This is a genomic window from Pseudomonas pseudonitroreducens (genome assembly GCF_021603645.1).
Taxonomy (GTDB): Bacteria; Pseudomonadota; Gammaproteobacteria; order Pseudomonadales; family Pseudomonadaceae; genus Pseudomonas; species Pseudomonas pseudonitroreducens.
Window position 1 is genome coordinate 202,680 of sequence record NZ_BQHJ01000004.1, and the last position, 23,319, is coordinate 225,998.

Sequence of the window (23,319 nt, forward strand, 5' to 3'; positions counted from 1 at the left end):
CGGTCGTTTTCAGGCGGCGGCAGTGAACCAGTGCTGCCAGGCCAGGCGCACGGTCAGCGCCAGCACCACCAGGATGAATACCGGACGGATGAACTTGGCGCCGCCGCCAATCGCCGTGCGTGCGCCGAAGTAGGCGCCGATCATCAGCGAACTGCCCATGCACAGGCCCATCAGCCAGACCACCTGACCGGAGGCGATGAATACCGCCAGCGCAACGATGTTGCTGACGAAGTTCATGCTGCGCGCCACACCGCTGGCGCGTACCAGGTCCAGCGGATACATCAGCAGGCTGCTGACGGTCCAGAAGGCCCCGGTGCCAGGGCCGGCCACGCCATCGTAGAAGCCCAGGCCGAGGCCCTGCGGCCACTGGCGGCGTTGGGCGATCTGCGGGTTGGCATCCAGCGGCGCTTCGGGTGTCTTGCCGAACAACAGGTACAGGCCGCAGCCGAATACCACCACCGGCAGCATGCGATTGAGCCATTCCGCTGGCATCAGGTGCGCGGCCCAGGCGCCGAGCGCCGCGCCGATGGCGGTAGCGATCAGGCCATTGCGCCACTGGCGCGGCTGGAACAGTTTGCGCCGGTAGAAGGTGTAGCTGGCCACGGCGGCGCCGAAGGTCGAGCTGAGCTTGTTGGTGCCCAGCGCCAGGTGCGGCGGGACGCCGGCGGTGAGCAGGGCAGGGATGGTCAGCAGGCCACCGCCACCGGCAATGGCGTCGATGAAGCCGGCGAGGAAGGCGACGCCGGCGAGAATGAGCAGGGTAGTTGGGTCTACGACGAGTTCGAAGGGCATGGGGTTCGCCTTGATCGGGGGCTCGTGGCGCCACTCTCTCGTAAAGAGTGCACGCGGGAAACGTTAACGGGCCCGAAAGCTGCGACGGTCTGGCTGGCCGCGCAGGTACGCGGTGCGCATAATGCCGGCATTTCTAAGAGGAAGGAAATCATTCGATGCAGTACGACGGTCTGGCCTGGGTGGTTGCCTTCGTGGCGCTGTTGGCGCTGGTGGTAGCCGCCCGCATTCTGTTCGACCGTCACTGGTTCCTCGGCTGGTTGCGCGGTACGGCGGGGATGCTGTTCGTGGCTGTTGCCGTGCTGGTGGCGCTGGTGGCCTGGGACCTGCGCAGCTACGACCCGCTGCCGGCGGAGCGCCCGCTGGCGACCCTGAGCTTCCATAAGGTCGGTGAGCAGCGCTATGAGGTGACGTTGCTGCAGGGCAATGACGAGCGTCGCGTGGAGCTGGCCGGCGACCTCTGGCAACTGGATGCGCGGGTTCTGGAGTGGAAGGGGCTGGCGCGGCTGATCGGCATGGCGCCCGGTTATCGCTTGCAGGACCTTTCCGGCCGCTTCCTGGCGGTTGAGCAGCAGTCCCTTGGGCGCAAGGTGTCGCTGGTTTCCGATGCACCGGGAATCGATTTCTGGCGCTGGTTGCGCGATGGCCAGCACGATCTGCTGACTTTCGTGCCGAAAGCCGGGCGGGTGAATTATCTGCCAATGGCCGAGCAGGCGGTGTTTGCCGTGCGCTATGGCGCGGGCGGGCTGACCGCCGAGCCGATGAATGCGGCGGCGATCCAGGCGCTCAAGGAGTGGCAGTAGCCGCTTTTCTGTAGGAGCGAGCAAGCTCGCTCCTGCAAAAAGCAAAAAAGGGAGCCGAATGGCTCCCTTTCTCGTTTCCGCGCTAGCGCTTAGGCGAGGAAACCGCCGTCCACGTTCAGCGTCACGCCGGTGGTGTAGCTGGAGGCATCGCTGGCGAGGTACAGCACGGCGCCGGCCATTTCGCTCGGGTCGGCCACGCGCTTGAGCGGGATGCGCTGCAGGGCGACATTGCGGATGGCGTCGTTGCTCACCAGCGCCGAGGCGAACTTGGTGTCGGTCAGACCCGGCAGCAGGGCGTTGCAGCGGATGTTGAACTGCGCGCATTCCTTGGCGAAGACCTTGGTCATGCTGATCACCGCGGCCTTGGTCACCGAGTAGATGCCCTGGAACTCGCCCGGAGTGACGCCGTTAACCGAGGCGACGTTGATGATGCTGCCGCCACCGTTGGCCTTCATCAGCTTGCCGCCTTCGATGGACATGAAGTAGTAGCCGCGGATGTTCACGTCGACGGTCTTCTGGAAGGCCGACAGGTCGGTGTCCAGCACGTTGCAGAACTGCGGGTTGGTAGCGGCGTTGTTGACCAGGATATCCAGGCGGCCGAACTGCTCGCGGATCTGCGCGAAGACGGCCTGGATCTGCTCCATTTCACCGATGTGGCAGGCAACCGCGGTGGCCTTGCCGCCGGCGGCGACGATTTCGTCGGCCACGGCCTGGCAGCCGTCGATCTTGCGGCTGGAGACGATCACGTGGGCGCCCTGTTGGGCCAGCAGCTTGGCGATGGCCTCGCCGATGCCGCGGCTGGCGCCGGAAACGAAGGCGATCTTGCCGTCGAGGTCGAACAGTTGGGTCTTGGACATGGAAATTCTCCTTGTTTTGGGCCGCAAGAGTCGGCTGGCGACCGGCTGCGCGTCGGCCGTACTACGTTGGACGCCGGACTCAGATGCTCATTTACCATCGGTAAACTCCGCCCTTCGTCCGGCTTCCGCCCTGTACGGCTCTGGCTCGCCAGGTCGGCAGTCGACCCTTACAGGCGGGACTTGCCGATGACCTGCAGGCTCACCTGTTCCAGCAGCTTGTTGGCGTGGATGAAGGTGGCGAAGCGCTTGTCCTGGGTCTGGCCGTGGAAGAAGCGGTAGTAGATCTGCTGCATGATGCCGGCCAGGCGGAACAGGCCGTAGGTGTAGTAGTAATCGAGGTTGTCGATCTGGATGCCGGCGCGCTCGGCGTAGTAGTCGGCGAACTGCTGGCGGGTGAGCATGCCCGGCTCGTGGCTGGGCTGGCGGCGCAGCATCTGCATCGGCTGCGGGTCGCCCGCTTCGATCCAGTAGGCGAGGGTGTTGCCCAGGTCCATCAGCGGGTCGCCGATGGTGGTCATCTCCCAGTCGAGCACGCCGATGATCTGCATCGGGTTGTTCGGGTCGAGGATGACGTTGTCGAAGCGGTAGTCGTTGTGGACGATGCCCGGCTTGTGGTGGTCGGCCGGCATCTTCTCGCGCAGCCACACCTTCACCTGTTCCCAGGCCGGCGCATCGGGGGTCAGGGACTTCTCGTAGCGATCGATCCAGCCGCCGATCTGGCGCTGCACGTAGCCCTCTGGCTTGCCCAGGTCACCCAGGCCGCAGGCGTTGTAGTCGACGTTGTGCAGGTCGACGAACTTGTCGATGAAGCTCTTGCACAGCGCGGTGGTCTGCGGCGCGTCGAGGTTCAGTTCCCTGGGCAGGTCGCTGCGCAGGATGATGCCGTTGACCCGCTCCATGACGTAGAACTCGGCGCCGATCACCGATTCGTCGGTGCAGTAGGCGTACGCCTTGGGGCAGTAGGGGAAGCCGTCCTTGAGCTGGTTCAGGATGCGGTATTCGCGGCCCATGTCGTGGGCGGACTTGGCCTTCTTGCCGAACGGCGGGCGGCGCAGGACCAGCTCCTGGTTGTCGTACTGGATCAGGTAGGTCAGGTTCGAGGCGCCGCCTGGGAACTGGCTGATGCGCGGCTGGCCCTGCAGGCCGGGAATGTGGTCCTTGAGGTAGCCGTCGATCACGGCGGCATCGAGTTCTTCACCTTCGCGGGAGCGGATGGTCTGGTCGGTCAACGACATGCTGGTCCCTTCTTGTACTGGGCTTGTACGGGTCATCGCACCGCAGCGAAAGCGGCGGGCAAGGGTGGCGCGCAAGGTGGCGTCGGGCTCTGGCCTGATGGGTTGCGGCAGAATCAGGCAGGGCAATGATGGCGCCGGATGATCATTGGCTAATCTAATGTCGACGCCTGCCGCTCACAAGCGCGGCGGGACGTTATTGGCGTCCGTGTTGCACCCCGATCAAGCTGCCTGATTCGCGGGCCAGAGCGGGGCGCAGGCATAAAAAAACCGGAGCCAGGGACTCCGGTTTTTCACGCTGCGTGGGCAGGTTCTCTCGGATCAGACCGGGAACAGTTCGCCCAGCTTCATCGCCAGCATCATGTCGCCTTCGGCGCGCAGCTTGCCAGCCATGAAGGCTTGCATGCCGTCGGTTTCGCCGCTGGTGATGCCCTTGAGGGTTTCGCTGTCCATGATCAGGGTGACGTTGGGGGACTCGGCGTCGCCCTGTACCACTTCGCAGGTACCGTCCTTGACGACCAGGTAGTGGTTGTCGCCGTCTTCGATGTTGAACTGGAACACCAGATCCAGGCCGGCGGCCGCGCTGGCGTTGAACTTGCTCTTCATGGTGGAAACGATGTCAGCAACACTCATGGTTCTATTCCTTTTCTAGGTTTTCTCGCGCGGCGCTCGGCGCCGCATTGGGCCGGTACTCAACGATAGGTGATGAGTTCCGGCGCCCTCAACAGTTCCAGATGCACGTGACTGTTGAAGGAAGCCAGGGCCACTTCGCTGCCGCGGAACTTCAGGCGGTTGAGCGAAGTGTTGACGATCTGCCAGTTGAGCTCGAAGGCGTTCAGCGCCGGAATCCCGGTGACCATCTGCAGGACGGCGGTGATGGTGCCGCCGGAGGTGAACACGCCGATGTTGTCCTTGCCGCTGGCCGACTCCAGCAGGCGCTTGAGGCCGCTGTGCACGGTATCGAGGAACTCGGCCCAACTGACCAGGCCGTCCTTGTCGTGGTCGCCGGAAACCCAGCGGGCGATCACGGTGGAGAACAGGCGCTGGAATTCGGCGCGGTGGTCGGCGGCGTTGCGCATGATGTGCAGGGCCTGCGGTTCGATTTCCAGCAGGTCCGGCAGGTGCGCGCGGATCACCGCGTCGGCTTCGAATTCATTGAAGGCGGAATCGATTTCCAGGGTGGGCGTGTCGATCCCCGCTTCGTTCAGCCGGCCCATTACCGCTTCGGCCGTATGGCGCTGGCGGCGCAGGTCGCCGGCAACGCAGCGATCGAAGCGCAGGCCGAGGCTGGCCAGGTGCTCGCCGAGAATTTCCGCCTGGCGCACACCGGTATCCGAGAGCACATCGTAGTCGTCGGCACCGAACGAAGCCTGGCCATGTCGAATCAGGTAGATGCTTCCCACGCGCAGTATCCCGGCAGGGCTGAAAGTTCCGGCGAGGTTATGAGGATCATCTGGGGCTGTCAACGAAAAAACATACGCTTGTTTGAATGCTATTCGCTGGACTGATACAGCGCTTTGCCAGCGCTGGTGGCGGGCCCGCGGCGTGGGTATGCTTGCGGGATTCACAGCGCTTGTCACGCGTGCGCGTACAGAATTGTAAAAGGGGATGTGAGTGGAGTTTCTAGCGGATTACGCGGGTTTCCTGGCCAAGACCTTCACCGTGGTTGTGGCCATCGTCATCGTCCTGGTGGTGATCTCCGCTCTGCGCGGCCGCGGCCGTCGCGGCGGCAGTGGGCACCTGGAGGTGCACAAGCTCAACGACTTCTACAAGGAACTGCGCGAGCGCCTGCAGCACAGCGTACTGGAGAAGGCCAAGCTCAAGGCCCTGCGCAAGTCCGAGGCGAAAACGCTGAAGGAAGCGAAAAAGAAGAAGGGCGGCGAGAAGAACCGCGTCTACGTGCTCGACTTCGATGGCGACATCAAGGCCTCGGCCACCGAGCAGCTGCGCCATGAAGTGACTGCGCTGCTGACCCTGGCCACGCCGCGCGACGAAGTCGTGCTGCGCCTGGAAAGCGGCGGCGGCATGGTTCATGGCTACGGCCTGGCGGCCTCGCAACTGGCGCGCATCCGCCAGGCCGGCGTGCCGCTGACCGTCTGCGTCGACAAGGTCGCCGCCAGCGGCGGCTACATGATGGCCTGCATTGGCGAGCGCATCCTCTCCGCGCCTTTCGCCATCCTCGGCTCCATCGGCGTGGTGGCTCAGCTGCCCAATATCCATCGCCTGCTGAAGAAGCACGATGTCGATTTCGAAGTACTCACCGCGGGCGAGTACAAGCGCACCCTGACCGTGTTCGGCGAGAACACCGACAAGGGCCGCGAAAAATTCCAGGAAGACCTGGAAACCACCCACGAGCTGTTCAAGCGCTTCGTCGTCCATTACCGCCCGCAGCTGGCCATCGACGAGATTGCCACCGGCGAGGTCTGGCTGGGCCAGGCGGCGCTGGGCAAGAAACTGGTCGACGAGCTCAAGACCAGTGACGAATACCTGGCCGAACGCGCCCGCGAGGCGGATGTCTACCAGCTCAGTTACGTGCAGAAGAAGTCCATTCAGGAGCGCTTCGGCGTGGGCGTCAGCGGCGTGATCGATCGCGTGCTGGTGACCTGGTGGGACCGCCTGGGCCGCAGCCGTTTCTGGCAGTGACTCTTCTGGCAATGATTGGGCGTCGGGCGCCGGGATCGCGCCCGTTTATCGAATTCGAAAGAGGAGGGTCGAGATGAGTGCATTCAAGGCGTTGTGGGTCACGGAGAGCGCGCACGGCGTGCATGACCTGCAGGTGGCCGAGCGGCAGGTTGCCGATCTGCCGGCGGGTGAAGTGCTGGTGCGGGTGAAGTATTCCTCGCTGAACTACAAGGATGCGCTGTCTGCCAGCGGCAACCGAGGTGTCACCCGCAAGTACCCGCACACTCCCGGCATCGACGCCGCTGGCGTGGTGGAAGAGTCCTCGGTGGGCGAATTCGCCGCCGGCGATGAAGTCATCGTCACCGGCTACGACCTGGGCATGAATACGCCGGGCGGCTTCGGCCAGTACATTCGCGTGCCCGCGGCCTGGCTGATCAAGCGCCCGCAAGGCCTGTCGCTGCGCGAATCGATGATCCTCGGCACCGCTGGCCTGACCGCCGCGCTGTGCGTCGACAAGCTCGAGCGCGCCGGCCTGACGCCGTCCGCCGGCCCCATCCTGGTCACTGGCGCCACCGGCGGCGTGGGCAGCATCGCGGTGATGCTGCTGGCGCAACTGGGCTACACCGTCGCTGCCGCCACCGGCAAGCTGGAACAGGCCGAGTTGCTCAATCGCCTCGGCGCGCGTCAGATCCTCGACCGCGCCACCGTCTCCGACGGCGTCGACAAGCCGCTGCTGCGCGAGCAGTGGGCCGGCGCGGTGGACACCGTGGGCGGCGACATCCTGTTCAACGTGGTCAAGTCGCTGCAGTACGGCGGCAGCGTCGCCTGCTGCGGCCTGACCGCCGGCGCCGCCTTCAAGGCCACCGTGCTGCCGTTCATCCTGCGCGGCGTGAACCTGCTGGGCGTGGACTCGGTGGAGCTGCCGCTGGTGGTCAAGGCTTCCATGTGGGACAAGCTGTCCCTGCAATGGAAGCTCGACAACCTCGAAGCGGCAGTCCGCGAGGTCAAGCTCGACGACCTGCCGGCCGCCATCCACCAGATCCTGGCCGGCAAGCTGGTTGGCCGGGTGCTGGTCAACCTGGATTGATGCCCGTGCCGGGCCTGGGTGTCAGCCCAGGTCCGGCAACAGGTAATCCGCCCACAGCGAATCGGCGAACTGGCTTCTGAAGAAGCCGAAGTGGCCGATGCGCTTCACGCCGATATCTTCCGGCGCGATTCTCTTCAGCGTCTTCGGCGAGCCACGGTAGAAACCGTGCAGCGACTCGGTATTGCGCCCGGACATCATCTCATCGTCGGTGAAGGAGATCGACGTGATGGGTGTGCTCACCGAGGAGTACGCCTCGCGCACCGCGCCGCTTTCCGCGCCCACCGAATACTCCGGGTCCAGGCACCAGCGCCGCCATTGCTCGATCACTCCGCGCGGCAGGTCGCCGACTACGCCCAGGCGCTTGCCGGGGAAGTAGCCCAGCAGCGGCGTGATCGTCGGCGCCAGCAGGTACCAGAGCAGCCAGGCCTTGTGCCGCAGGCCCTTGGTGTTCTCGCGCCAGTAGCCACTGCCGGTGGCGATGGTGAAGGCGCGGTGGATGCGCTCGGTGCCGCGCACGAAGGGCAGTATCTGCCCGCCGAGGCTGTGACCGATCCAGAACACCGGCAGCTCGCCGGCGGCCTCGACCACGGCGTCGAGCATCGCACTGCAATCGTGATTGCCCCAGGCGAGGATATCGACGTCCAGGTCACGCAGGTGGCCGGCGCGGGACTTGCCCATGCCGACGTAGTCGAAGGTCACGGTCAGGTAGCCGCGCTCGGCCAGCCAGTTGGCGAAGGCCGTGTAGAAGCGCTGCTCGACGCCCATGGCGGGAACGATCAGCACCGCTCCGCGCGCTTCTCCGGGTGGGTAGTACCAGTGGCTGGACAGGCTGTGGCCGTCGCCATTGTCCAGTGGACGAGGGAGCGGGGTGATCATGGCGCGGTCCCTCAGGCCTGGCTGATGTACATGGTGATGTCGGCGCGGAAGACCTTCTTGTCACCGACGTAGGCAAGCACCGGGACGATGACGTCGCCTTCCTGGTTCCAGTCCACGGCACGGCCATCGGCCACGGCGCGTACGTCACCGTCGGCCTTGGCCAGGTATTCCACGGTCATGCCGCGGGGAATCCAGCGGCGGCCCTTGGGGATCGACACGTCGGTCATGGTCCCGGCGGCCAGTTCGGCGGCGTTGCACAGGGCGATGGCGTGCACGGTGCCGATGTGGTTGAGCACCTCGCGGCGCTTGGGGAAGGTCACTTCCGCATAGCCTGGGCGCAGCTCGACGAACTGCGGGGCGATGCTGGCGAAGTAGGGGGCAACCTGGCCGATCATGGCGCTGAACTGCGCGGGGCCGGCCTGCTGGTACATTTGCATCATCTGACTCATGGCAACTCCGGGGCAAAGCGGATTGAAGATGGATGCGCGCCCAGGCAGTATACGAAGACTAGAAATTAATTCTAGAAAAATATTCTAGAATTCTGTTCGAGCGGTTTTTCCAACAGGAACCCCATGGCCCGACCTTCCCGCAAAGACGACATCCTCCAGGCCGCGCTGGCCTGCTTCAGCGAAGCCGGCGTGGACGCCACCACCATAGAGATGATCCGCGACCGCTCCGGTGCCAGCATCGGCAGCCTGTATCACCACTACGGCAACAAGGAACGGATCATCGGCGCGCTGTACCTCACTGGCGTCGGCCAGTACGCGGCGCTGCTCGATGCCGGCATCGAGGAGGGCATGAGCGCGGAGGCCTGTGTCAAGCTGTTCGTCACCTGCTACGTCGACTGGGTGGCGGCCAATCCGCAGTGGGCGCGTTTCATCCTGCACAGCCGCGGCCGTGTCGAGGCGGGAGAGGTGGGCGAGGCGTTGCGCGAGGCCAACCGCGAGCAGGGGCGGCGCATCGCCGGGCTGCTTGCCGAGCACCGCAAGGCCGGGGCGTTCAAGGAGCTGGCGGCGGAGCTGTTCAATTCGGTGGTGATTGGTCCAAGCCAGGACTACGCGCGCAACTGGCTGGCCGGGCGGACGAAGGTGGACCTGATCGATTGCCGGGATCAGCTGGCACAGATTGCCTGGGAGAGTGTGCGCGCCTGATGGTCTGCAGGCTTAGGCGGATGCACCTTCTGTAGGAGCGAGCTTGCTCGCGAACGGTGTTCCCGGCAGTTGCGGCGCTGCATCGGTTCGCGAGCAAGCTCGCTCCTACGAAGGGCCGTAGGGCGGATAACCTGGAACAGGTTATCCGCCGTCCCCCTGCTGGCGGATAACGCTGGCGCGCTATGCGCCCTACGAGAAATGCGCCGTGCAGAATTGAAAAAGCCCCGCGATGCGGGGCTTTTTCATGCCGTTGAAGCAGTCGGCCGGATCAGGCCAGCTGGCGGCGACGGAACAGCGGTTGCGGCTGGGTCACCGAGGTCTGGTAGACCTCGCTGAAGTCGTCCAGGCCAGCCAGCGCCGCTTGCGGGTCGCGGTCGGCGCGGATGGCGTAGGCGTCGAAGCCGCAGCTCTGCATGAAGAACAACTGGTCGCGCAGGACATCGCCGATGGCGCGCACTTCGCCCTTGTAGCCGAAGCGCTCGCGCAGCAGGCGCGCGGTGCTGAAGCCGCGGCCGTCGGTGAAGGCGGGGAAGTTCACGGCGATGACCTTGAACTTGTCCAGGTCGCCGGCGATGGCTTCGGGCTCTTCGTCCGCATCCAGCCAAACGCCCAGGCCGCCGTCGCGACCGCGCAGGGCCGGGCCGTGTTCCAGCCACAGGTTCAGCGGGATGATCACGTCGTCGCAGTTGGGCACGGTCTCGAGGGTCGCGTCCTTGGGCAGCAGGTGCCAGCGGTCGTCGACGACCTCGCGGTGCTTAATGATTCGCTGCATATACGCGCTCCTTGAAGGGGTCGATGCCGATGCGACGGTAGGTATCGAGGAAACGTTCCTCTTCGGTGCGCTGTTCCACGTAGACGTTGATGATCTTCTCGATCACGTCGGCCATCTGCTCCTGGGCGAAGGACGGGCCGAGGATCTGCGCGAGGCTGGCCTCACGGCTGGCGCTGCCGCCGAGGGAGACCTGGTAGAACTCCTCACCCTTCTTGTCCACGCCGAGGATGCCGATGTGGCCCACGTGGTGGTGGCCGCAGGCGTTCATGCAGCCGGAGATGTTCAGGTCGAGATCGCCGATGTCGAACAGGTAGTCGAGATCGTCGAAACGACGCTGGATGGCTTCGGCCACCGGCAGCGACTTGGCGTTGGCCAGGGAGCAGAAGTCGCCGCCCGGGCAGCAGATAAGGTCGGTCAGCAGGCCCACGTTCGGGGTAGCGAAACCGTTCTCGCGCAGTTCGCCCCAGAGGGTGAACAGCTGCGCCTGCTCGACGTCGGCGAGGATGATGTTCTGGTTATGGCTGTTGCGCACTTCGCCGAAGCTGTAGCGGTCGGCGAGGTCGGCGACTGCGTCCAGTTGCTTGTCGGTGATGTCGCCAGGCGCCACGCCGGTGGGCTTGAGCGACAGGGTCACGGCGACGTAGCCGGGCTTCTTGTGGGCGAAGGTGTTGCGGCTGCGCCAGCGGGCGAAGCCGGGGTTCTCGGCGTCCAGTTGGGCGAGGGCGGCGTCCTGGTCTTCCAGGGCCTGGTAGGCCGGATCGACGAAGTGCGCGGCTACGCGCTGCAGTTCGGCGTCGGTCAGGGTGCTCGGGCCGTCCTTCAGGTGCGCCCATTCGGCGTCGACCTTCTGGGCGAAGACTTCCGGCGTCAGCGCCTTGACCAGGATCTTGATGCGCGCCTTGTATTTGTTGTCCCGACGGCCATAGCGGTTGTACACGCGCAGGATGGCGTCCAGGTAGGACAGCAGGTGTTGCCAGGGCAGGAACTCATTGATGAAGCTGCCGACGATCGGGGTACGGCCCAGGCCGCCGCCGACGGAGACGCGGAAGCCCAGTTCGCCGGCTTCGTTCTGCACCGCTTCCAGGCCGATGTCGTGCACCTCGATGGCGGCGCGGTCGCTCACGGCGCCGTTGACGGCGATCTTGAACTTGCGCGGCAGGTGGGCGAATTCGGGGTGGAAGGTCGACCACTGGCGGATGATCTCGCACCAGGGGCGCGGATCGACGAGTTCGTCACGGGCGACGCCGGCGAACTGGTCGGTGGTGGTGTTGCGGATGCAGTTGCCGCTGGTCTGGATCGCGTGCATCTGCACGGTGGCCAGCTCGGCGAGGATTTCCGGCACATCTTCCAGCTCCGGCCAGTTGTACTGGACGTTCTGGCGGGTGCTGATGTGGGCGTAGCCCTTGTCGTAGTCGCGGGCGATCTGCGCCAGCTTGCGAACCTGCCGGGAGGACAGCAGGCCGTAAGGCACAGCCACTCGCAGCATGGGCGCGTAGCGCTGGATGTACAGGCCATTCTGCAGACGCAGCGGGCGGAATTCCTCGCCGGTCAGTTCGCCCGCCAGGTAACGGTGGGTCTGATCGCGGAACTGCTTGACGCGATCTTCTACGATCCTCTGATCGTATTCGTCATATACGTACATGAATCATCCTGCTGTCAGGCTATAGCGCTCAGGGCGTACTGCGTTTCCCAGCGCGCACGGCAACGCGCTCCACGCGGAGTGGGGCGCACGATACCAGTTCGGGAATATGCGCAAAAGTGATGTTTGAGTATATGGCGAGAACTTTCGGATCTAAGCCGCGCCAGGCCTGAGGCTCAGGCGGGACGGGGGCTTGCGCCGGTGCCCGGGCTCGCCGTTGCGGCGCTGCCCTTTATATCCATTTCAAACGGCAGCGACGCAGTTGGCAGTCGATCAGGCGTCGCGGCCGTGGGCGGCGTCGCGCAGTTGCGAGGTGTCGACACGGACGAAGATCGAGTCGCCGATGCAGGTCAGCACATCGCCGGCATAGACCTCGCAGATGATCCGGCTCTTGCGGCCGATCTCGCCTTCCACATGGGCCTTGAGGGTCAGCGGTACGCCCATGGGCGTCGGCTTGATGTACTTGATGCCGAGGTTGCCGGTGACGCAGTCGATACGCGGCAGGCTGCCCGGCTCGCGGCCCTCGGCGCGGTAGTGGTAGGCCATGGCGGTCCAGTTCGAGTGGCAGTCCACCAGCATGGCGATCAGGCCGCCGTAGACCAGTTCCGGCCAGCCGCAGTACTTGGCTTCGGGCAGGTGCTCGGCGACGACGTGAATGCCGTCCTCGTGCCAGCGGCTCTTGATGTGCAGCCCGTGCGGGTTGCTGCCGCCGCAGCCGTAGCAGACGCCTTCCGGTGCGACCCGGTCCTGCAGCGAATCGGGAGTTGGCAGTGAATCGATTTGCATGGCCCTTCCTTGTTCTTGTCATCTGTGCGTGTCGGGGACGCAGCCTAACGGCATTCGCCCGGACGCGAAAAGGGCGGGCTTGCTTGAGAGGAGGGCTGGGCTGGTCTTAACTCTCGCCTGTGGTCCTTCAGCCAATAACGAGAAGATGGGGGAAGCATGAGCGAAGAAACGTCCAACAAGACCAGCGACAGCGTCGTCGATGCCCGCGCCGCATTCATCCTGATCCTGCTGGTGGTTGCGACCGCCGTGTTCTGGGTCAGCCACCAGTGACAGCGGTGCCGGCGGGTCGTCCTGCGGCCCGCCTGGTACCTCCTTCCTCGGCAGGCCTTTACAGGCCGGCGAAATGCAGCACCAGTTGCACCAGCCCGTAGAGCAGCAGCACGAAGACCAGCGTGAAGAGAATGCCCATGGCGATGAAGTGGCTCGGCTTGCCGTGGGTGAAGTCGCGCGCGCGGTTGCGCCCGCTCTGCACGCCGAAGGCCGCGGCCAGTACGCTGTGGAGCATCTGCCAGAAGGTCGGCGGCTTGTTCTGTTGCTCGTCCATCGTTCATCCTCCTTTTGCCTGCAAGCCTAGCTCCTGACGGAGCTGGCGCTAGAGTTCGATCTGCGTCCACTGGCGCTTCTGCCACATCACCGCGAAGATCGCCGAGGCCAGCCCGCGCTGCAGAATCTGCATGCTCCAGATCGCCAGCAGGCCGCCGCCCAGTACCGGGCCGACCAGATAGGCCAGCGGCAGGAAGAACAGCCACTGATTGCCCAGGCTGACCGCCATCACCGTGCGCACGGCCCCCGCGCCCAGCAACGCCTGGGTCAGTACCAGCGCCGTGGCGTCGATCACCATGCCCATGCCGGTCAGCATCAGTGGCATCCGGCCCAGTTCGATCAGCGCAGGGTCGCTGACGAACAGCCGTAGGATGGCCTCGGGGAATATCCAGAACGGCGCCCCCAGCAGCGCCAGCCCGCAGGCCGCCACCTTCACCACGTCCCAGCCCCAGCGGTGCGCGCTGTCGAAGTCGCGCTCGCCCATGCTCTGGCTGACCAGGGTGGTTGCCGCCATGCCCAGGCCGACGCCGGGGAGGATCAGGAACAGCGCCAGGTTGATCAGCACGTGGGCCACGGCCAGTTCGCGGGTGCCGACCTGGGCGATGATCCAGAACAGCAGGGTGATGCCGGCGGCGAAGAAGAACTGCTGCAGCGAGTTGGGCAGCGACAGGCGCAACAGCGTGCGGATATCCCGCTCGCTCGGCAGGCGCGGGTGGCAGCCCTGGGAGCGGGTATCGCGCCAGGTGATCCAGGCGTAGATCAGTGAGCCGATGTACAACGCCAGCGTGGTGCCCAGGCCGCTGCCCACCGCGCCCATGCGCGGCAGGCCGAACAGGCCGTGGATCAGGCTGTAGCTGATCGCCGCGTTGGCCAGGTGCATCACCACCAGGGTGCGCATGTACATGCCGGAGCGCCGGGTACCGTTCCAGTAGCCACGGAAGGAGAAGTTCAGGCCGACCGCGAGCACCGACAGCGCGCGCCACTCGAAGTAGGGGATGCCGACTGCCAGCACGTCGGGATCGCTGGACAGGGCCCGGATGATTGGCTCGGCGCACAGCAGGCAGATCAGTGTGATCGGCAGCGACAGGCCCAGCGCCACCAGCAGCCCGCAGTTCAACGGCGCGGCCAGTTCATCGTTGCGGCCTTCGCCTCGGCGGCGCGCTACCAGCGCCTGCACACCGGCGCCCAGGCCCATCACCAGGGAAATGGCGACGAAGTTGGCGTAGCTGCCGATGCCGACCCCGGCCAGGGACTTCTCCCCGAGGTGGCCGACCATGGCGGCATCCACCAGGTTGAGCAGGCTCTGGCTGAGCATGCCGCCGATGATCGGCAGGCCCAGGCTGAGAATGTTCTGGAACCGCTGGCGCTCTAGCATGGCGTCTCGGGGCAGTGAATTCCGGCTTGTTGTGGACATCCGGCGGGCCGTGCCGGTGGGGCGCCGCTGTGGGAAATCCTAGCCGAAGGGCAGGCTTCCTGCTCCCTTTTGGGGCGGAATATGCCTACGAACATTGCGAAGTTGTTCCGGTGATATTTCCGATGTTTGTGTGAGGTGCGTCACGTTTTTTCGGCTTGGCGAACGAAAGCGGCGTACTACGCTGAAATTCAATTGACCAGGGCAAACCTGTGCGAAAGCCAGGGACGCAAAGCCACCGATCTAACGCCCGCAAGGGCCATGACCGCGGGGTTGCCAAGCAGGCCGGACTTTCGTCCGCGCCCTCTGCGAGCTTGTGCTCGGCATCTTCCAACGTCCCGGTGAGCCTCCTGATCAACCCGTGCAGGTTGATGGTGTTTGTTGGCCCAAGGGAGCGCGCCGATGAATCAGCCGTATCAGGTTCAATACACCTACGGGTTCGCCCGGATGGCGTTGCGGGATCAGGTGGTGTTCAAGTCCATCGTCGGCTTGCTCAGCGGTCGTACGCTGGCGGCCTGGGCCTACGTCGACGGCTCGCCGGACCTGCTGGTCGAAGGATATGAAGGCGAGCCGCGGGTGCAGTTGCGCACCGCCGAGGGCGAGCCTTTCTGGGTGCACTGGCCGCTGCGCGCCAGCGAAGTCTTCGACTGCCTGGAGCGTGCTGCCCGCGCCATTGGCCAGCGGCCAACGGCGCTACCCGGTACGGCGCTGCGCCTGAAGCACTGGCCAGCGGCTTCCCTGCTCAAGGGCGATCATCGCTACGTGCGGCTGGCTACGCTGCTGTGTGCCCGGGCGATGAGCCTCGACGAACTGTGCGAGCGCTCTGGCGTGCAGCGCCAGGTGGCGGAGAGCTTCGTCCGCCTGATGGCCGCCCAGGAGCTGCTTGAAGACGCTGAGAGCCTCCCCGCGGCGCCCGTCCGCCAGGTTGCCGCGCCTGTCGGCCTGTTGGCGCGCATCCGCCGCCACCTGGGCCTGGGCGGTGCTGCGGAGGCTGGCCGATGAGGGAGTACAAGATTCTCTTTACCGGCACCATGGGCGCTGGCAAGACCACTGCCATCGCCGCGATCAGCGATATCGAGCCGGTCAGTACCGATGTGCAGAACAACGACCCGAGCGTGGACAAGGCGCGCACCACCGTCGGCCTGGATTACGGCGAAGTGCTGCTCGGCCCCGACGAGCGCTTGCGTCTGTATGGCACCCCCGGCCAGGAGCGGTTCGCCTTCATGTGGGGAATCCTCGCGCGCGGTGCGCTGGGGCTGGTGATCCTGATCGACAATTCGCGGCCCGATCCGCTGGGCGACCTGCGCGTCTATCTCGACGGCTTCGCCGACTGCATTGCCCAGGCGCCCTGCGTAGTGGGGGTTGGCCGTCTGCCGGAGAATTCCCATCCCGGCCTGGACGATTACGCCGCCGCCCTGGCGCAAGCCGGGTACGCCTTTCCGGTGGTGGAGGTGGATGTTCGCGAAGCGGAGCAGGTGCGCCTGCTGCTTGACCTGCTCCTGCTGCAACTGGAATGCACGGCGGCCTGAGGTCCGAGGTTCGCAACCGACTGGAGTCGACCATGGAACACGCCCTGATGAGCCTGCCGGAAAGACTGCGCAACGATGCCGAACAGGCGCTGGACGAACTCGGCGCCAGCCTGGGCAGGCTGAGCGCAGCGGTGATCGCCACCACCGACGGCTTCGAAGTGGCTTCCCGCGCCGGCAAGGGGCTGGAGGTATCCAAGCTGGCGGCGATGGCCTGCTCGATCTCGGCGCTCGGCGCCATGGTCGGCCAGGAAAGTGAGGTCGGGCCGCACCAGAACGTGATAGTCGAGGCCAGCGAGGGCTACATCGTCATCGTCGATATCCCGCATCCAAGCTATCCGATGATCCTCAACCTGGTCGCCGATCGCGAGGAAATGCTCGGGCAGGTGCTCTACCAGGCCAAGAGGGCGGCAACCCGACTGGCGGATATCTCGCTGCTCGGCTGAGACATAAGGCTTCGTGGCGCGCGCGGCTACGAGGCCCTTAAAACAGGACGCGCACTCGAGGAGTAATCGCTATGGCAGCACTGCAACAATCGCTGGACGAACTGCTGAACCTGGATGGTGCCCTGGCGTCGGCCGTGGTGGATGCCAAGAGCGGCATGCTGCTCGGACAGGCCGGTGGTGGCGTGGACCTGGAACTGGCGGCGGCGGGCAATACCGAGGTGGTTCGTGCCAAGCTCAAGACCATGAAATCCCTGGCGCTCAACGATGTGATCGAGGACATCCTCATCACCCTCGGCCGCCAGTACCACATCATCCGCCCGATGACCAAGCACGAGGGCGTATTCATGTACTACGTGCTGGACAAGGTCAAAGCCAACCTGGCGCTGGCCCGACGCAAGTTGCAGGAGGTGGAGGGGCAGATGGCGATCTGAAGCCTGCCTCAGCGGTGGGCGGACGGGGAGGTCCGCCCACCATCGTCGAGCTCGGCTGGCCCCTCGCGGGCCAGCTGCGTTTCAGCCCAGCAGCAATTCGGCCAGGCGCGCGGCGTGCCCGCGCAACTCCGGCACGGCGGTCGCTTCCCAGTGGCTGGCGCGCAGCATCGGGCTGAGCAGGTAGAGGTTCGGATTGGCCGCGCCGTTCTCGTCAAGCAGGCGGAAGCCGCTGTCGGTTTCCAGCCCCAGCCCTTGCCGGTCCTGGCGGATCACGCCGCGATCCAGCAAGCCGCTGAGCAGCGGCTCGTTCACGGTACTCAGGTTGGTGCAGGGCCCGGTGCAGTTGATCAGGTAATCGAAGCGCTGTCGTTGCGATTGCTTCGCGCCGCGAAGGCGGACTTCCAGTTCGATGCCACTTGCTGATGCGCTGGCGGCAAGCACCCGGCCAGCCTGTACCTGCAGCTGAGCGCTGCCACGCAGGTCATCGATGCGCTTGGCCACTGGCGGCGCGGCACGGTGGCGATGGACGTCCCAGTAGGTTTGCAGATGGCGCAGGAAGCGACTGCGTTCGTTGTCGTCCAGTGCCTGCCAGAGTTGTGGTGTGGCGGGGCGCAGCGCGGCGATCACGTCACGCCAATCGTGACCGTCCGCCGCGGCCTGGCGGATCAGTTGGCGCAGCTCGCGCAGCCGCTGGTTCAGCCCCATGTCCCGGAGGAAGGTTGCCGGCAGCTCCGGCAGCAGGGGATGGCTGGCGTTGTCGCGATGCGCCTGTGGCAGGAGGGCGCGGCGTGACAGCGCGAGCAGCGGGCCGGCGTGCCCCTGGTCCTGCAGCGCGAGAGCCATGTCGTACATGGTCAGGCCGGTGCCCAGCAGCAGGACGGAGGCAGCAGCAGGAATGCTTTCCAGCGCACCCGGCGCCCAGGGGTCGCGGAGATAGCGCGGTGACCCTTCCAGGGGCTTGAGCGGGCCGGGGGTGGCGGGGGCGAAGTTGCCGGTGGCGATGATGACCTTGCGGCTATCCAGCGGCTGGCCGTCATCGAGCAGCAGGCGCAGGTGATCGCCCTGATCGGTCAGCTCCAGCACTTGCTGGCAGAGACTGCTGAAGCGCACGCCAGGCGAAGCTTCGGCGATGGCGTGGCCGAGACGGTCCTGCAGGTAGTCGCCGTAGAAACGGCGCGGCAGGAAGTCGCCGGGCTTCGCTTCGGGCATCTGTTTGCGCGCGAATTCAAGGAAGTCTGACGGCTGGTCGGGGAACAGGCTCATGCGCTCGGCGGGCACATTGAGAATGTGGCTGGCTGAGCGGGTGCCGTAGGCCAGGCCGCGAGCCAGGCGGCCGGAGCGGTTGATCAGACTGAGTCGTAGCGGCCCTTTTGCCCTGCGCAGCAACTGGATGGCCAGTGCCGTGCCGCAGAATCCGCTACCGATGATGGCGATGTGTTCCATGCAACCCGCTCCTTGTTTCGAACCGGGGCAGGGTCGCAGAGCAGAGGCTTGCTGGCAATCGTGGCAATCAGATGCAGGGGCGCGAGGCGCCGAGGCCCGCTATGGGTGATCGAAGGGCAGCGCCAGGGTGTCGACGAGCGCATCCACTGGCATTGAAACCACGGTAACGATCGGGCAGACGATACTCATCCAGCAGAACAGCGTGACCGGAGCGTACCCCGTGCTGACGTTGCCGGTGAGCAGCTTGGCGTCGGCCTGCAGGCCCTTGTAGTAGGTGTCGTGCGTCCAGTGGTTATTGTCGACGCGGGTAATCACGGTGCCACAGCCGGAGATTGCGCTGGCGATGAGCAGGCTTATCAGGAAATTGCGCATGGGAAATTTCGACGGTGAGGGCGTGCGTCGAAAGATGCCGCTGAAGCAGCCGAGGTTGTATCAGACGATTCGGAAAGGGCGGCCAGAATAGCCGCCCTTGCGTGTCACTTATTCGAACAGGCCGTGCCAGCAGTCGCTCAGCTCGCCCAGTTCGAAGGATTTCACCCAGGACTGCTTTTCCAGCCACAGGCGAGTGGTCTCGCGGTCGGCTTCGGTCAGGCTGCCGACGTCGTTCAGGCACAGGTAGCCGGTGAACTCGCCGTCTTCGGTGGCGCCGCCGACGAAGACCCAGCCTTCGGCTTCGACGAAGGCGATCCACTGGTCGAGCACGTCATCCAGGTCGCCGCTGTAGTTCACTTCGAGGCTGAAGCCGAACTCCTGGAACTCGCCCAGGCGCAGCTTCTTCAGCAGGCGGCGTTTGCGCGGTTTGGCCATTTGTTCGGGGGTGAGGTATTTCATCTGTGATTCTCTCTTCAGCGGAAGCCTGGCGGGTGGCCGGCTTCGATCCGTTGTGCCCTGGGGGTGCCCAGGATGGCGGGATTATCCCGCATCTGCGCAGGATATGCAGCGAAGCTTTTCCCAGGCCGCGGACCTGCCTGACGAAACCGCCGCGCCGGGTAGGCCCGGCTGCGGCGTGGGGCGTCAGATCAGTTGTCGTAGCCCAGGTTCGGCGACAGCCAGCGCTCGCTGGTGCCGATCTCCTGGTCCTTGCGCGCGCTGTAGCGTTCGATCTGGTCCTTGTCGAGCTTGCCGACGGCGAAGTACTGCGCCTGCGGGTGGGCGAAGTACCAGCCGCTGACGGCGGCGGCGGGGAACATCGCGTAGTGCTCGGTCAGGGTCACGCCAGACAGGCCCTGCGGATCGAGCAGCTGGAACAGCGTGCCCTTCTCGGTGTGGTCCGGGCAGGCCGGGTAGCCGGGCGCCGGGCGGATGCCGACGTACTGCTCCTTGATCAGCGCCTCGTTGTCCAGGTGCTCCTCGGGCTGGTAACCCCAGTATTCCTTGCGCACGCGCTCGTGCAGCCACTCGGCGCAGGCTTCGGCGAGGCGGTCGGCCAGCGCCTTGACCATGATCGCGCTGTAGTCGTCGCCCTTGGCCTCGTAGGCCTTGGCCACTTCCTCGGCACCGATGCCGGCGGTGGTGATGAAGCCACCGACGTAGTCCTTCACGCCGCTGTCCTTGGGCGCGACGAAGTCGGCCAGGCTGAAGTTCGGCTTGCCGTCGGGCTTGATGGTCTGCTGGCGCAGGTGGTGCAGGGTGGCCAGCTTGTGGCCGTCGTCGCCATAGACTTCCAGGTCGTCGTGGTGCACCTGGTTGGCCGGCCAGAAGCCGAAGACGGCCTTGGCGCGAATGAGCTTCTCGTCGATCAGCTTCTTCAGCATCGCCTGGGCGTCGTTGAACAGGCTGGTTGCCGCTTCGCCCACGACTTCGTCGGTGAGGATGCGCGGGTACTTGCCGGCCAGGTCCCAGGAGATGAAGAAGGGCGTCCAGTCGATGTACTCGGCCAGCACGTTGAGATCGATTTCATCCAGCACCTTGACGCCGGTGAAGCTCGGCACCGGCGGCTGGTAGCCGGCCCAGTCGAACTTCGGCTTGGCGGCGATGGCCTGTTCGTAGCTCAGGCGCTCGGTGCGCGCGCTGCGGTTGGCGGTGCGTTCGCGGACTTCCGCGTACTCTTCGCGCAGCTTGCGGGCGTACTCGGGCTTCATTTCCTTGGACAGCAGGGTGGTCGCCACGCCCACCGCGCGGGAGGCGTCGGTGACGTAGACCACCGCGTCGTTGCTGTACTGCGGGTCGATCTTCACCGCGGTATGCGCCTTGGAAGTGGTGGCGCCGCCGATCAGCAGCGGCAGGCTGAAGTTCTGCCGCTGCATTTCCTTGGCGACGTGGACCATCTCGTCCAGCGACGGGGTGATCAGGCCGGACAGGCCGATGATGTCGCACTTCTGCTCGCGGGCGGTCTGCAGGATCTTCTCCGCCGGGACCATCACGCCCAGGTCGACGATGTCGTAGCCGTTGCAGCCCAGCACCACGCCGACGATGTTCTTGCCGATGTCGTGGACATCACCCTTCACCGTGGCCATGAGGATCTTGCCCTTGGCTTCTGGCTTGTCGCCTTTTTCCGCCTCGATGAAGGGGATCAGGTGCGCCACGGCCTGCTTCATCACGCGGGCGGATTTCACCACCTGCGGGAGGAACATCTTGCCAGCGCCGAACAGGTCACCGACCACGTTCATGCCGGACATCAGCGGGCCTTCGATGACCTCGATGGGGCGCGCGCACTTCTGCCGGCATTCCTCGGTGTCTTCGACGATGAAGGTGGTGATGCCCTTGACCAGCGCATGCTCCAGGCGCTTCTCGACGCTATGGCTGCGCCATTCCTCGTTCTCGACTTCCTTGACCGCGCCGCCGCCCTTGTAGTTGTCGGCGATGGCCAGCAGCGCTTCGGTGGCGTCCGGGCTGCGGTTGAGCACCACGTCCTCGACCTTGTCGCGCAGCTCCTTGGGGATCTCGTCGTAGATCTCCAGCTGGCCGGCGTTGACGATGCCCATCGTCAGGCCGTTCTGGATCGCGTAGTAGAGGAACACCGAGTGGATCGCCTCGCGCACCGGGTTGTTGCCACGGAACGAGAACGACACGTTGGACACCCCGCCCGACGTCAGCGCGTAGGGCAGGTTGTCGCGGATGTAGGCGCAGGCCTCGATGAAGTCGACCGCGTAGTTGTTGTGTTCCTCGATGCCGGTGGCGACCGCGAAGATGTTCGGGTCGAAGATGATGTCTTCCGGTGGGAAGCCCACTTCGTTGACCAGGATGTCGTAGGAGCGCTGGCAGATTTCTTCCTTGCGCGCCTGGGTGTCGGCCTGGCCGGCTTCGTCGAAGGCCATCACCACCACGGCAGCGCCATAGCGCTTGCACAGGCGGGCGTGGTGCTTGAACTGCTCGACGCCTTCCTTCATGGAGATGGAGTTGACGATGCCCTTGCCCTGGATGCACTTCAGGCCGGCTTCGATCACCTCCCACTTGGAGGAGTCGATCATGATCGGCACGCGGGAGATGTCCGGCTCGGAAGCGATCAGGTTGAGGAACCGCACCATGGCTGCCTGTGAATCCAGCATGCCTTCGTCCATGTTGATGTCGATCACCTGGGCGCCGGCTTCCACCTGCTGCTGCGCCACTTCCAGCGCTTCGGCGTAGTTCTCCTCGCGGATCAGCCGGGCGAACTTGGCCGAGCCGGTGATGTTGGTGCGCTCGCCGACGTTCACGAACAGCGAGTTGCGATCGATGGTGAAGGGCTCCAGGCCGGACAGGCGGCAGGCCTTGGGAATCTCCGGGATGGCGCGCGGGGCGTACTTGGCCACGGCCTTGGCGATGGCCTCGATGTGGCCCGGCGTGGTGCCGCAGCAGCCGCCGATGATGTTGAGGAAGCCGGAGGCGGCGAACTCTTCCACGACCACCGCCATTTCCGCCGGGGTCTCGTCGTACTCGCCGAAGGCGTTCGGCAGGCCGGCGTTGGGGTGGGCAGAGACGTGGGTATCCGCCTTGGTTGCCAGCTCTTCCAGGTACGGGCGCAGCTCTTTCGCACCGAGGGCGCAGTTGAGGCCGACGGAGATTGGGTTGGCGTGGCGCACCGAGTTCCAGAAGGCCTCGGTGGTCTGGCCCGACAGGGTGCGGCCGGAGGCGTCGGTAATGGTGCCGGAGATCATGATCGGCAGCTCGACGCCCAGCTCTTCGTAGACGCCCTGCACGGCGAAAATCGCGGCCTTGGCGTTCAATGTGTCGAAGATGGTCTCGATCAGGATCAGGTCCGCGCCACCCTCGATCAGGCCGCGGGTGGATTCGCTGTAGTTCTCCACCAGTTCGTCGAAGGTGACGTTGCGGAAGCCGGGGTCGTTGACGTCCGGGGAGATCGAGCAGGTGCGGCTGGTCGGGCCGAGCACGCCGGCGACGAAGCGCGGGCGGTCCGGGGTCTCGGCGGTCTTGGCGTCGGCCACTTCACGGGCCAGGCGCGCGCCCTCGACGTTCATCTCGTAGGCCAGCTCCTGCATGTCGTAGTCGGCCTGCGACACGCGGGTGGCGTTGAAGGTGTTGGTCTCGAGGATGTCGGCGCCGGCGTCCAGGTAGGCCTTCTCGATGGCCTGGATCACGTCCGGGCGGCTGAGCAGCAGCAGGTCGTTGTTGCCCTTCACGTCGCTCGGCCAGTCGGCGAAGCGCGCGCCACGGTAGTCCTCTTCCTGCAGCTTGTAGCTCTGGATCATGGTGCCCATGCCGCCGTCGAGGATCAGGATGCGCTCCTTGAGGGCTTGCTGGAGGGCTTGCAGGCGTGCGGCACGGTCGATCATTGGAATACCTGGGGGAAAAGGGCGTGGCGAAAGGTCGCTGATGATAGCAAAGCTGCACAGCTTTCCGGTGGTTCGCGGTTTTCCATGAATTCTGCTCATGTTGTCGGGGCGCCTGACTTGACGTCGTGTCAACCGCGCCCCGGCCGCACCTGACAAGTCCGGAACTGCCTGACACCGGCCTTGCTGGGAGAAT

24 protein-coding genes and 1 riboswitch are annotated in these 23,319 nt (G+C 65.1%); of the genes, 8 read left to right on the forward strand and 16 right to left on the reverse strand.

Going from position 1 to position 23,319, the window contains the following annotated elements; all coding sequences use genetic code 11:
• Window positions 1-9: 9 nt before the first annotated feature.
• On the reverse strand, window positions 10-792 hold the full coding sequence (locus L6D89_RS11490) for a TSUP family transporter (protein ID WP_236175151.1): 783 nt from the start codon (window positions 790-792) through the stop codon (window positions 10-12).
• Between the two features lie 155 nt (window positions 793-947).
• Here L6D89_RS11490 and L6D89_RS11495 point away from each other — a divergent pair, with 155 nt between their 5' ends.
• The gene (locus L6D89_RS11495; RefSeq protein WP_236199759.1) at window positions 948-1,592 is read left to right on the forward strand and encodes a hypothetical protein; all 645 of its coding nucleotides are present in this window, start codon (window positions 948-950) and stop codon (window positions 1,590-1,592) included.
• Window positions 1,593-1,681: 89 nt separating this feature from the next.
• Here L6D89_RS11495 and L6D89_RS11500 read toward each other — a convergent pair whose 3' ends face one another.
• The 4 genes from L6D89_RS11500 to L6D89_RS11515 form a co-directional block, all read right to left on the reverse strand.
• A complete protein-coding gene (locus L6D89_RS11500) occupies window positions 1,682-2,449 on the reverse strand; it encodes an SDR family oxidoreductase (RefSeq protein ID WP_236199760.1) in 768 nt (255 codons plus the stop codon).
• Between the two features lie 167 nt (window positions 2,450-2,616).
• Window positions 2,617-3,684 carry a phosphotransferase family protein gene (locus L6D89_RS11505; RefSeq protein WP_236175148.1) on the reverse strand — a complete coding sequence of 356 codons (1,068 nt, stop codon included), beginning with the start codon at window positions 3,682-3,684 and terminating at the stop codon, window positions 2,617-2,619.
• 318 nt (window positions 3,685-4,002) lie between these two features.
• Window positions 4,003-4,314, reverse strand: a complete 312-nt coding sequence (locus tag L6D89_RS11510) for an SCP2 sterol-binding domain-containing protein (RefSeq protein WP_017519529.1) — start codon at window positions 4,312-4,314, stop codon at window positions 4,003-4,005.
• 59 nt (window positions 4,315-4,373) lie between these two features.
• Window positions 4,374-5,084: a histidine phosphatase family protein gene (locus L6D89_RS11515; RefSeq protein WP_236175147.1), complete on the reverse strand. Its 711-nt coding sequence runs from the start codon at window positions 5,082-5,084 to the stop codon at window positions 4,374-4,376.
• A 211-nt stretch (window positions 5,085-5,295) separates the two neighbouring features.
• On the opposite strand from L6D89_RS11515, the gene sohB reads away from it, so the two are divergent.
• Complete coding sequence (gene sohB / locus L6D89_RS11520; protein WP_236199761.1) at window positions 5,296-6,324, forward strand: protease SohB; 1,029 nt, start codon at window positions 5,296-5,298, stop codon at window positions 6,322-6,324.
• 73 nt (window positions 6,325-6,397) lie between these two features.
• On the forward strand, window positions 6,398-7,390 hold the full coding sequence (locus tag L6D89_RS11525; protein ID WP_054907709.1) for a YhdH/YhfP family quinone oxidoreductase: 993 nt from the start codon (window positions 6,398-6,400) through the stop codon (window positions 7,388-7,390).
• 21 nt (window positions 7,391-7,411) lie between these two features.
• Here the strand turns inward: L6D89_RS11525 and L6D89_RS11530 are convergent, their stop codons facing one another.
• Together L6D89_RS11530 and L6D89_RS11535 are read right to left on the reverse strand one after the other, a co-directional pair.
• Entirely contained in the window at window positions 7,412-8,266 is an 855-nt protein-coding gene (locus tag L6D89_RS11530) for an alpha/beta hydrolase family protein (protein ID WP_236199762.1), read from the reverse strand.
• A gap of 11 nt (window positions 8,267-8,277) precedes the next feature.
• The gene (locus L6D89_RS11535; protein ID WP_024763305.1) at window positions 8,278-8,715 is read right to left on the reverse strand and encodes a hotdog fold domain-containing protein; all 438 of its coding nucleotides are present in this window, start codon (window positions 8,713-8,715) and stop codon (window positions 8,278-8,280) included.
• Window positions 8,716-8,838: 123 nt separating this feature from the next.
• Here L6D89_RS11535 and L6D89_RS11540 point away from each other — a divergent pair, with 123 nt between their 5' ends.
• On the forward strand, window positions 8,839-9,417 hold the full coding sequence (locus tag L6D89_RS11540; protein WP_236199763.1) for a TetR/AcrR family transcriptional regulator: 579 nt from the start codon (window positions 8,839-8,841) through the stop codon (window positions 9,415-9,417).
• A gap of 268 nt (window positions 9,418-9,685) precedes the next feature.
• Here L6D89_RS11540 and L6D89_RS11545 read toward each other — a convergent pair whose 3' ends face one another.
• The 5 genes from L6D89_RS11545 to L6D89_RS11565 all read right to left on the reverse strand — a co-directional run bounded on the left by L6D89_RS11545 (window position 9,686) and on the right by L6D89_RS11565 (window position 14,532).
• On the reverse strand, window positions 9,686-10,189 hold the full coding sequence (locus tag L6D89_RS11545; RefSeq protein ID WP_236175144.1) for a DUF934 domain-containing protein: 504 nt from the start codon (window positions 10,187-10,189) through the stop codon (window positions 9,686-9,688).
• Window positions 10,173-11,831, reverse strand: a complete 1,659-nt coding sequence (locus L6D89_RS11550) for a nitrite/sulfite reductase (RefSeq protein ID WP_236199764.1) — start codon at window positions 11,829-11,831, stop codon at window positions 10,173-10,175. The genes L6D89_RS11545 and L6D89_RS11550 overlap by 17 nt, the downstream gene beginning before the upstream one ends.
• 270 nt (window positions 11,832-12,101) lie before the next feature.
• Window positions 12,102-12,614, reverse strand: coding sequence for a PaaI family thioesterase (locus L6D89_RS11555; protein WP_236199765.1), 513 nt, complete (start codon window positions 12,612-12,614; stop codon window positions 12,102-12,104).
• 328 nt (window positions 12,615-12,942) lie between these two features.
• Window positions 12,943-13,158 carry a DUF2970 domain-containing protein gene (locus L6D89_RS11560; protein WP_138525536.1) on the reverse strand — a complete coding sequence of 72 codons (216 nt, stop codon included), beginning with the start codon at window positions 13,156-13,158 and terminating at the stop codon, window positions 12,943-12,945.
• Between the two features lie 48 nt (window positions 13,159-13,206).
• Window positions 13,207-14,532, reverse strand: a complete 1,326-nt coding sequence (locus L6D89_RS11565; RefSeq protein WP_236199766.1) for an MATE family efflux transporter — start codon at window positions 14,530-14,532, stop codon at window positions 13,207-13,209.
• 229 nt (window positions 14,533-14,761) lie between these two features.
• A riboswitch (cyclic di-GMP riboswitch) is annotated at window positions 14,762-14,849 on the forward strand.
• A gap of 121 nt (window positions 14,850-14,970) precedes the next feature.
• Between L6D89_RS11565 and L6D89_RS11570 the strand changes: the two genes are divergently transcribed.
• From L6D89_RS11570 to L6D89_RS11585, 4 genes are all read left to right on the forward strand, one after another.
• Window positions 14,971-15,570 carry a hypothetical protein gene (locus tag L6D89_RS11570; RefSeq protein WP_236175509.1) on the forward strand — a complete coding sequence of 200 codons (600 nt, stop codon included), beginning with the start codon at window positions 14,971-14,973 and terminating at the stop codon, window positions 15,568-15,570.
• Window positions 15,567-16,097: a GTP-binding protein gene (locus tag L6D89_RS11575; protein ID WP_236199767.1), complete on the forward strand. Its 531-nt coding sequence runs from the start codon at window positions 15,567-15,569 to the stop codon at window positions 16,095-16,097. The genes L6D89_RS11570 and L6D89_RS11575 overlap by 4 nt, the downstream gene beginning before the upstream one ends.
• 32 nt (window positions 16,098-16,129) lie before the next feature.
• Entirely contained in the window at window positions 16,130-16,540 is a 411-nt protein-coding gene (locus tag L6D89_RS11580) for a roadblock/LC7 domain-containing protein (RefSeq protein WP_236175507.1), read from the forward strand.
• Window positions 16,541-16,611: 71 nt separating this feature from the next.
• Entirely contained in the window at window positions 16,612-16,971 is a 360-nt protein-coding gene (locus L6D89_RS11585) for a hypothetical protein (RefSeq protein ID WP_236175506.1), read from the forward strand.
• An 81-nt stretch (window positions 16,972-17,052) separates the two neighbouring features.
• Here L6D89_RS11585 and L6D89_RS11590 read toward each other — a convergent pair whose 3' ends face one another.
• From L6D89_RS11590 to metH, 4 genes are all read right to left on the reverse strand, one after another.
• Window positions 17,053-18,414, reverse strand: coding sequence for an FAD/NAD(P)-binding protein (locus L6D89_RS11590; RefSeq protein ID WP_236199768.1), 1,362 nt, complete (start codon window positions 18,412-18,414; stop codon window positions 17,053-17,055).
• 99 nt (window positions 18,415-18,513) lie between these two features.
• A complete protein-coding gene (locus L6D89_RS11595) occupies window positions 18,514-18,786 on the reverse strand; it encodes a YceK/YidQ family lipoprotein (RefSeq protein WP_236199769.1) in 273 nt (90 codons plus the stop codon).
• A 108-nt stretch (window positions 18,787-18,894) separates the two neighbouring features.
• Window positions 18,895-19,245, reverse strand: a complete 351-nt coding sequence (locus L6D89_RS11600; RefSeq protein WP_236175503.1) for a 50S ribosome-binding protein YggL — start codon at window positions 19,243-19,245, stop codon at window positions 18,895-18,897.
• A 188-nt stretch (window positions 19,246-19,433) separates the two neighbouring features.
• On the reverse strand, window positions 19,434-23,126 hold the full coding sequence (gene metH, locus L6D89_RS11605) for a methionine synthase (protein WP_236199770.1): 3,693 nt from the start codon (window positions 23,124-23,126) through the stop codon (window positions 19,434-19,436).
• Between the last annotated feature and the right edge of the window lie 193 nt (window positions 23,127-23,319).

Coding starts and splice junctions, on each gene's coding strand:
- L6D89_RS11490 (WP_236175151.1), bottom strand. CDS start 792: ATGCCCTTCGAACTCGTCGTAGACCCAACTACCCTGCTCATTCTCGCC.
- L6D89_RS11495 (WP_236199759.1), top strand. CDS start 948: ATGCAGTACGACGGTCTGGCCTGGGTGGTTGCCTTCGTGGCGCTGTTG.
- L6D89_RS11500 (WP_236199760.1), bottom strand. CDS start 2,449: ATGTCCAAGACCCAACTGTTCGACCTCGACGGCAAGATCGCCTTCGTT.
- L6D89_RS11505 (WP_236175148.1), bottom strand. CDS start 3,684: ATGTCGTTGACCGACCAGACCATCCGCTCCCGCGAAGGTGAAGAACTC.
- L6D89_RS11510 (WP_017519529.1), bottom strand. CDS start 4,314: ATGAGTGTTGCTGACATCGTTTCCACCATGAAGAGCAAGTTCAACGCC.
- L6D89_RS11525 (WP_054907709.1), top strand. CDS start 6,398: ATGAGTGCATTCAAGGCGTTGTGGGTCACGGAGAGCGCGCACGGCGTG.
- L6D89_RS11530 (WP_236199762.1), bottom strand. CDS start 8,266: ATGATCACCCCGCTCCCTCGTCCACTGGACAATGGCGACGGCCACAGC.
- L6D89_RS11535 (WP_024763305.1), bottom strand. CDS start 8,715: ATGAGTCAGATGATGCAAATGTACCAGCAGGCCGGCCCCGCGCAGTTC.
- L6D89_RS11540 (WP_236199763.1), top strand. CDS start 8,839: ATGGCCCGACCTTCCCGCAAAGACGACATCCTCCAGGCCGCGCTGGCC.
- L6D89_RS11545 (WP_236175144.1), bottom strand. CDS start 10,189: ATGCAGCGAATCATTAAGCACCGCGAGGTCGTCGACGACCGCTGGCAC.
- L6D89_RS11550 (WP_236199764.1), bottom strand. CDS start 11,831: ATGTACGTATATGACGAATACGATCAGAGGATCGTAGAAGATCGCGTC.
- L6D89_RS11555 (WP_236199765.1), bottom strand. CDS start 12,614: ATGCAAATCGATTCACTGCCAACTCCCGATTCGCTGCAGGACCGGGTC.
- L6D89_RS11560 (WP_138525536.1), bottom strand. CDS start 13,158: ATGGACGAGCAACAGAACAAGCCGCCGACCTTCTGGCAGATGCTCCAC.
- L6D89_RS11565 (WP_236199766.1), bottom strand. CDS start 14,532: ATGCTAGAGCGCCAGCGGTTCCAGAACATTCTCAGCCTGGGCCTGCCG.
- L6D89_RS11570 (WP_236175509.1), top strand. CDS start 14,971: ATGAATCAGCCGTATCAGGTTCAATACACCTACGGGTTCGCCCGGATG.
- L6D89_RS11575 (WP_236199767.1), top strand. CDS start 15,567: ATGAGGGAGTACAAGATTCTCTTTACCGGCACCATGGGCGCTGGCAAG.
- L6D89_RS11580 (WP_236175507.1), top strand. CDS start 16,130: ATGGAACACGCCCTGATGAGCCTGCCGGAAAGACTGCGCAACGATGCC.
- L6D89_RS11585 (WP_236175506.1), top strand. CDS start 16,612: ATGGCAGCACTGCAACAATCGCTGGACGAACTGCTGAACCTGGATGGT.
- L6D89_RS11590 (WP_236199768.1), bottom strand. CDS start 18,414: ATGGAACACATCGCCATCATCGGTAGCGGATTCTGCGGCACGGCACTG.
- L6D89_RS11595 (WP_236199769.1), bottom strand. CDS start 18,786: ATGCGCAATTTCCTGATAAGCCTGCTCATCGCCAGCGCAATCTCCGGC.
- L6D89_RS11600 (WP_236175503.1), bottom strand. CDS start 19,245: ATGAAATACCTCACCCCCGAACAAATGGCCAAACCGCGCAAACGCCGC.
- metH (WP_236199770.1), bottom strand. CDS start 23,126: ATGATCGACCGTGCCGCACGCCTGCAAGCCCTCCAGCAAGCCCTCAAG.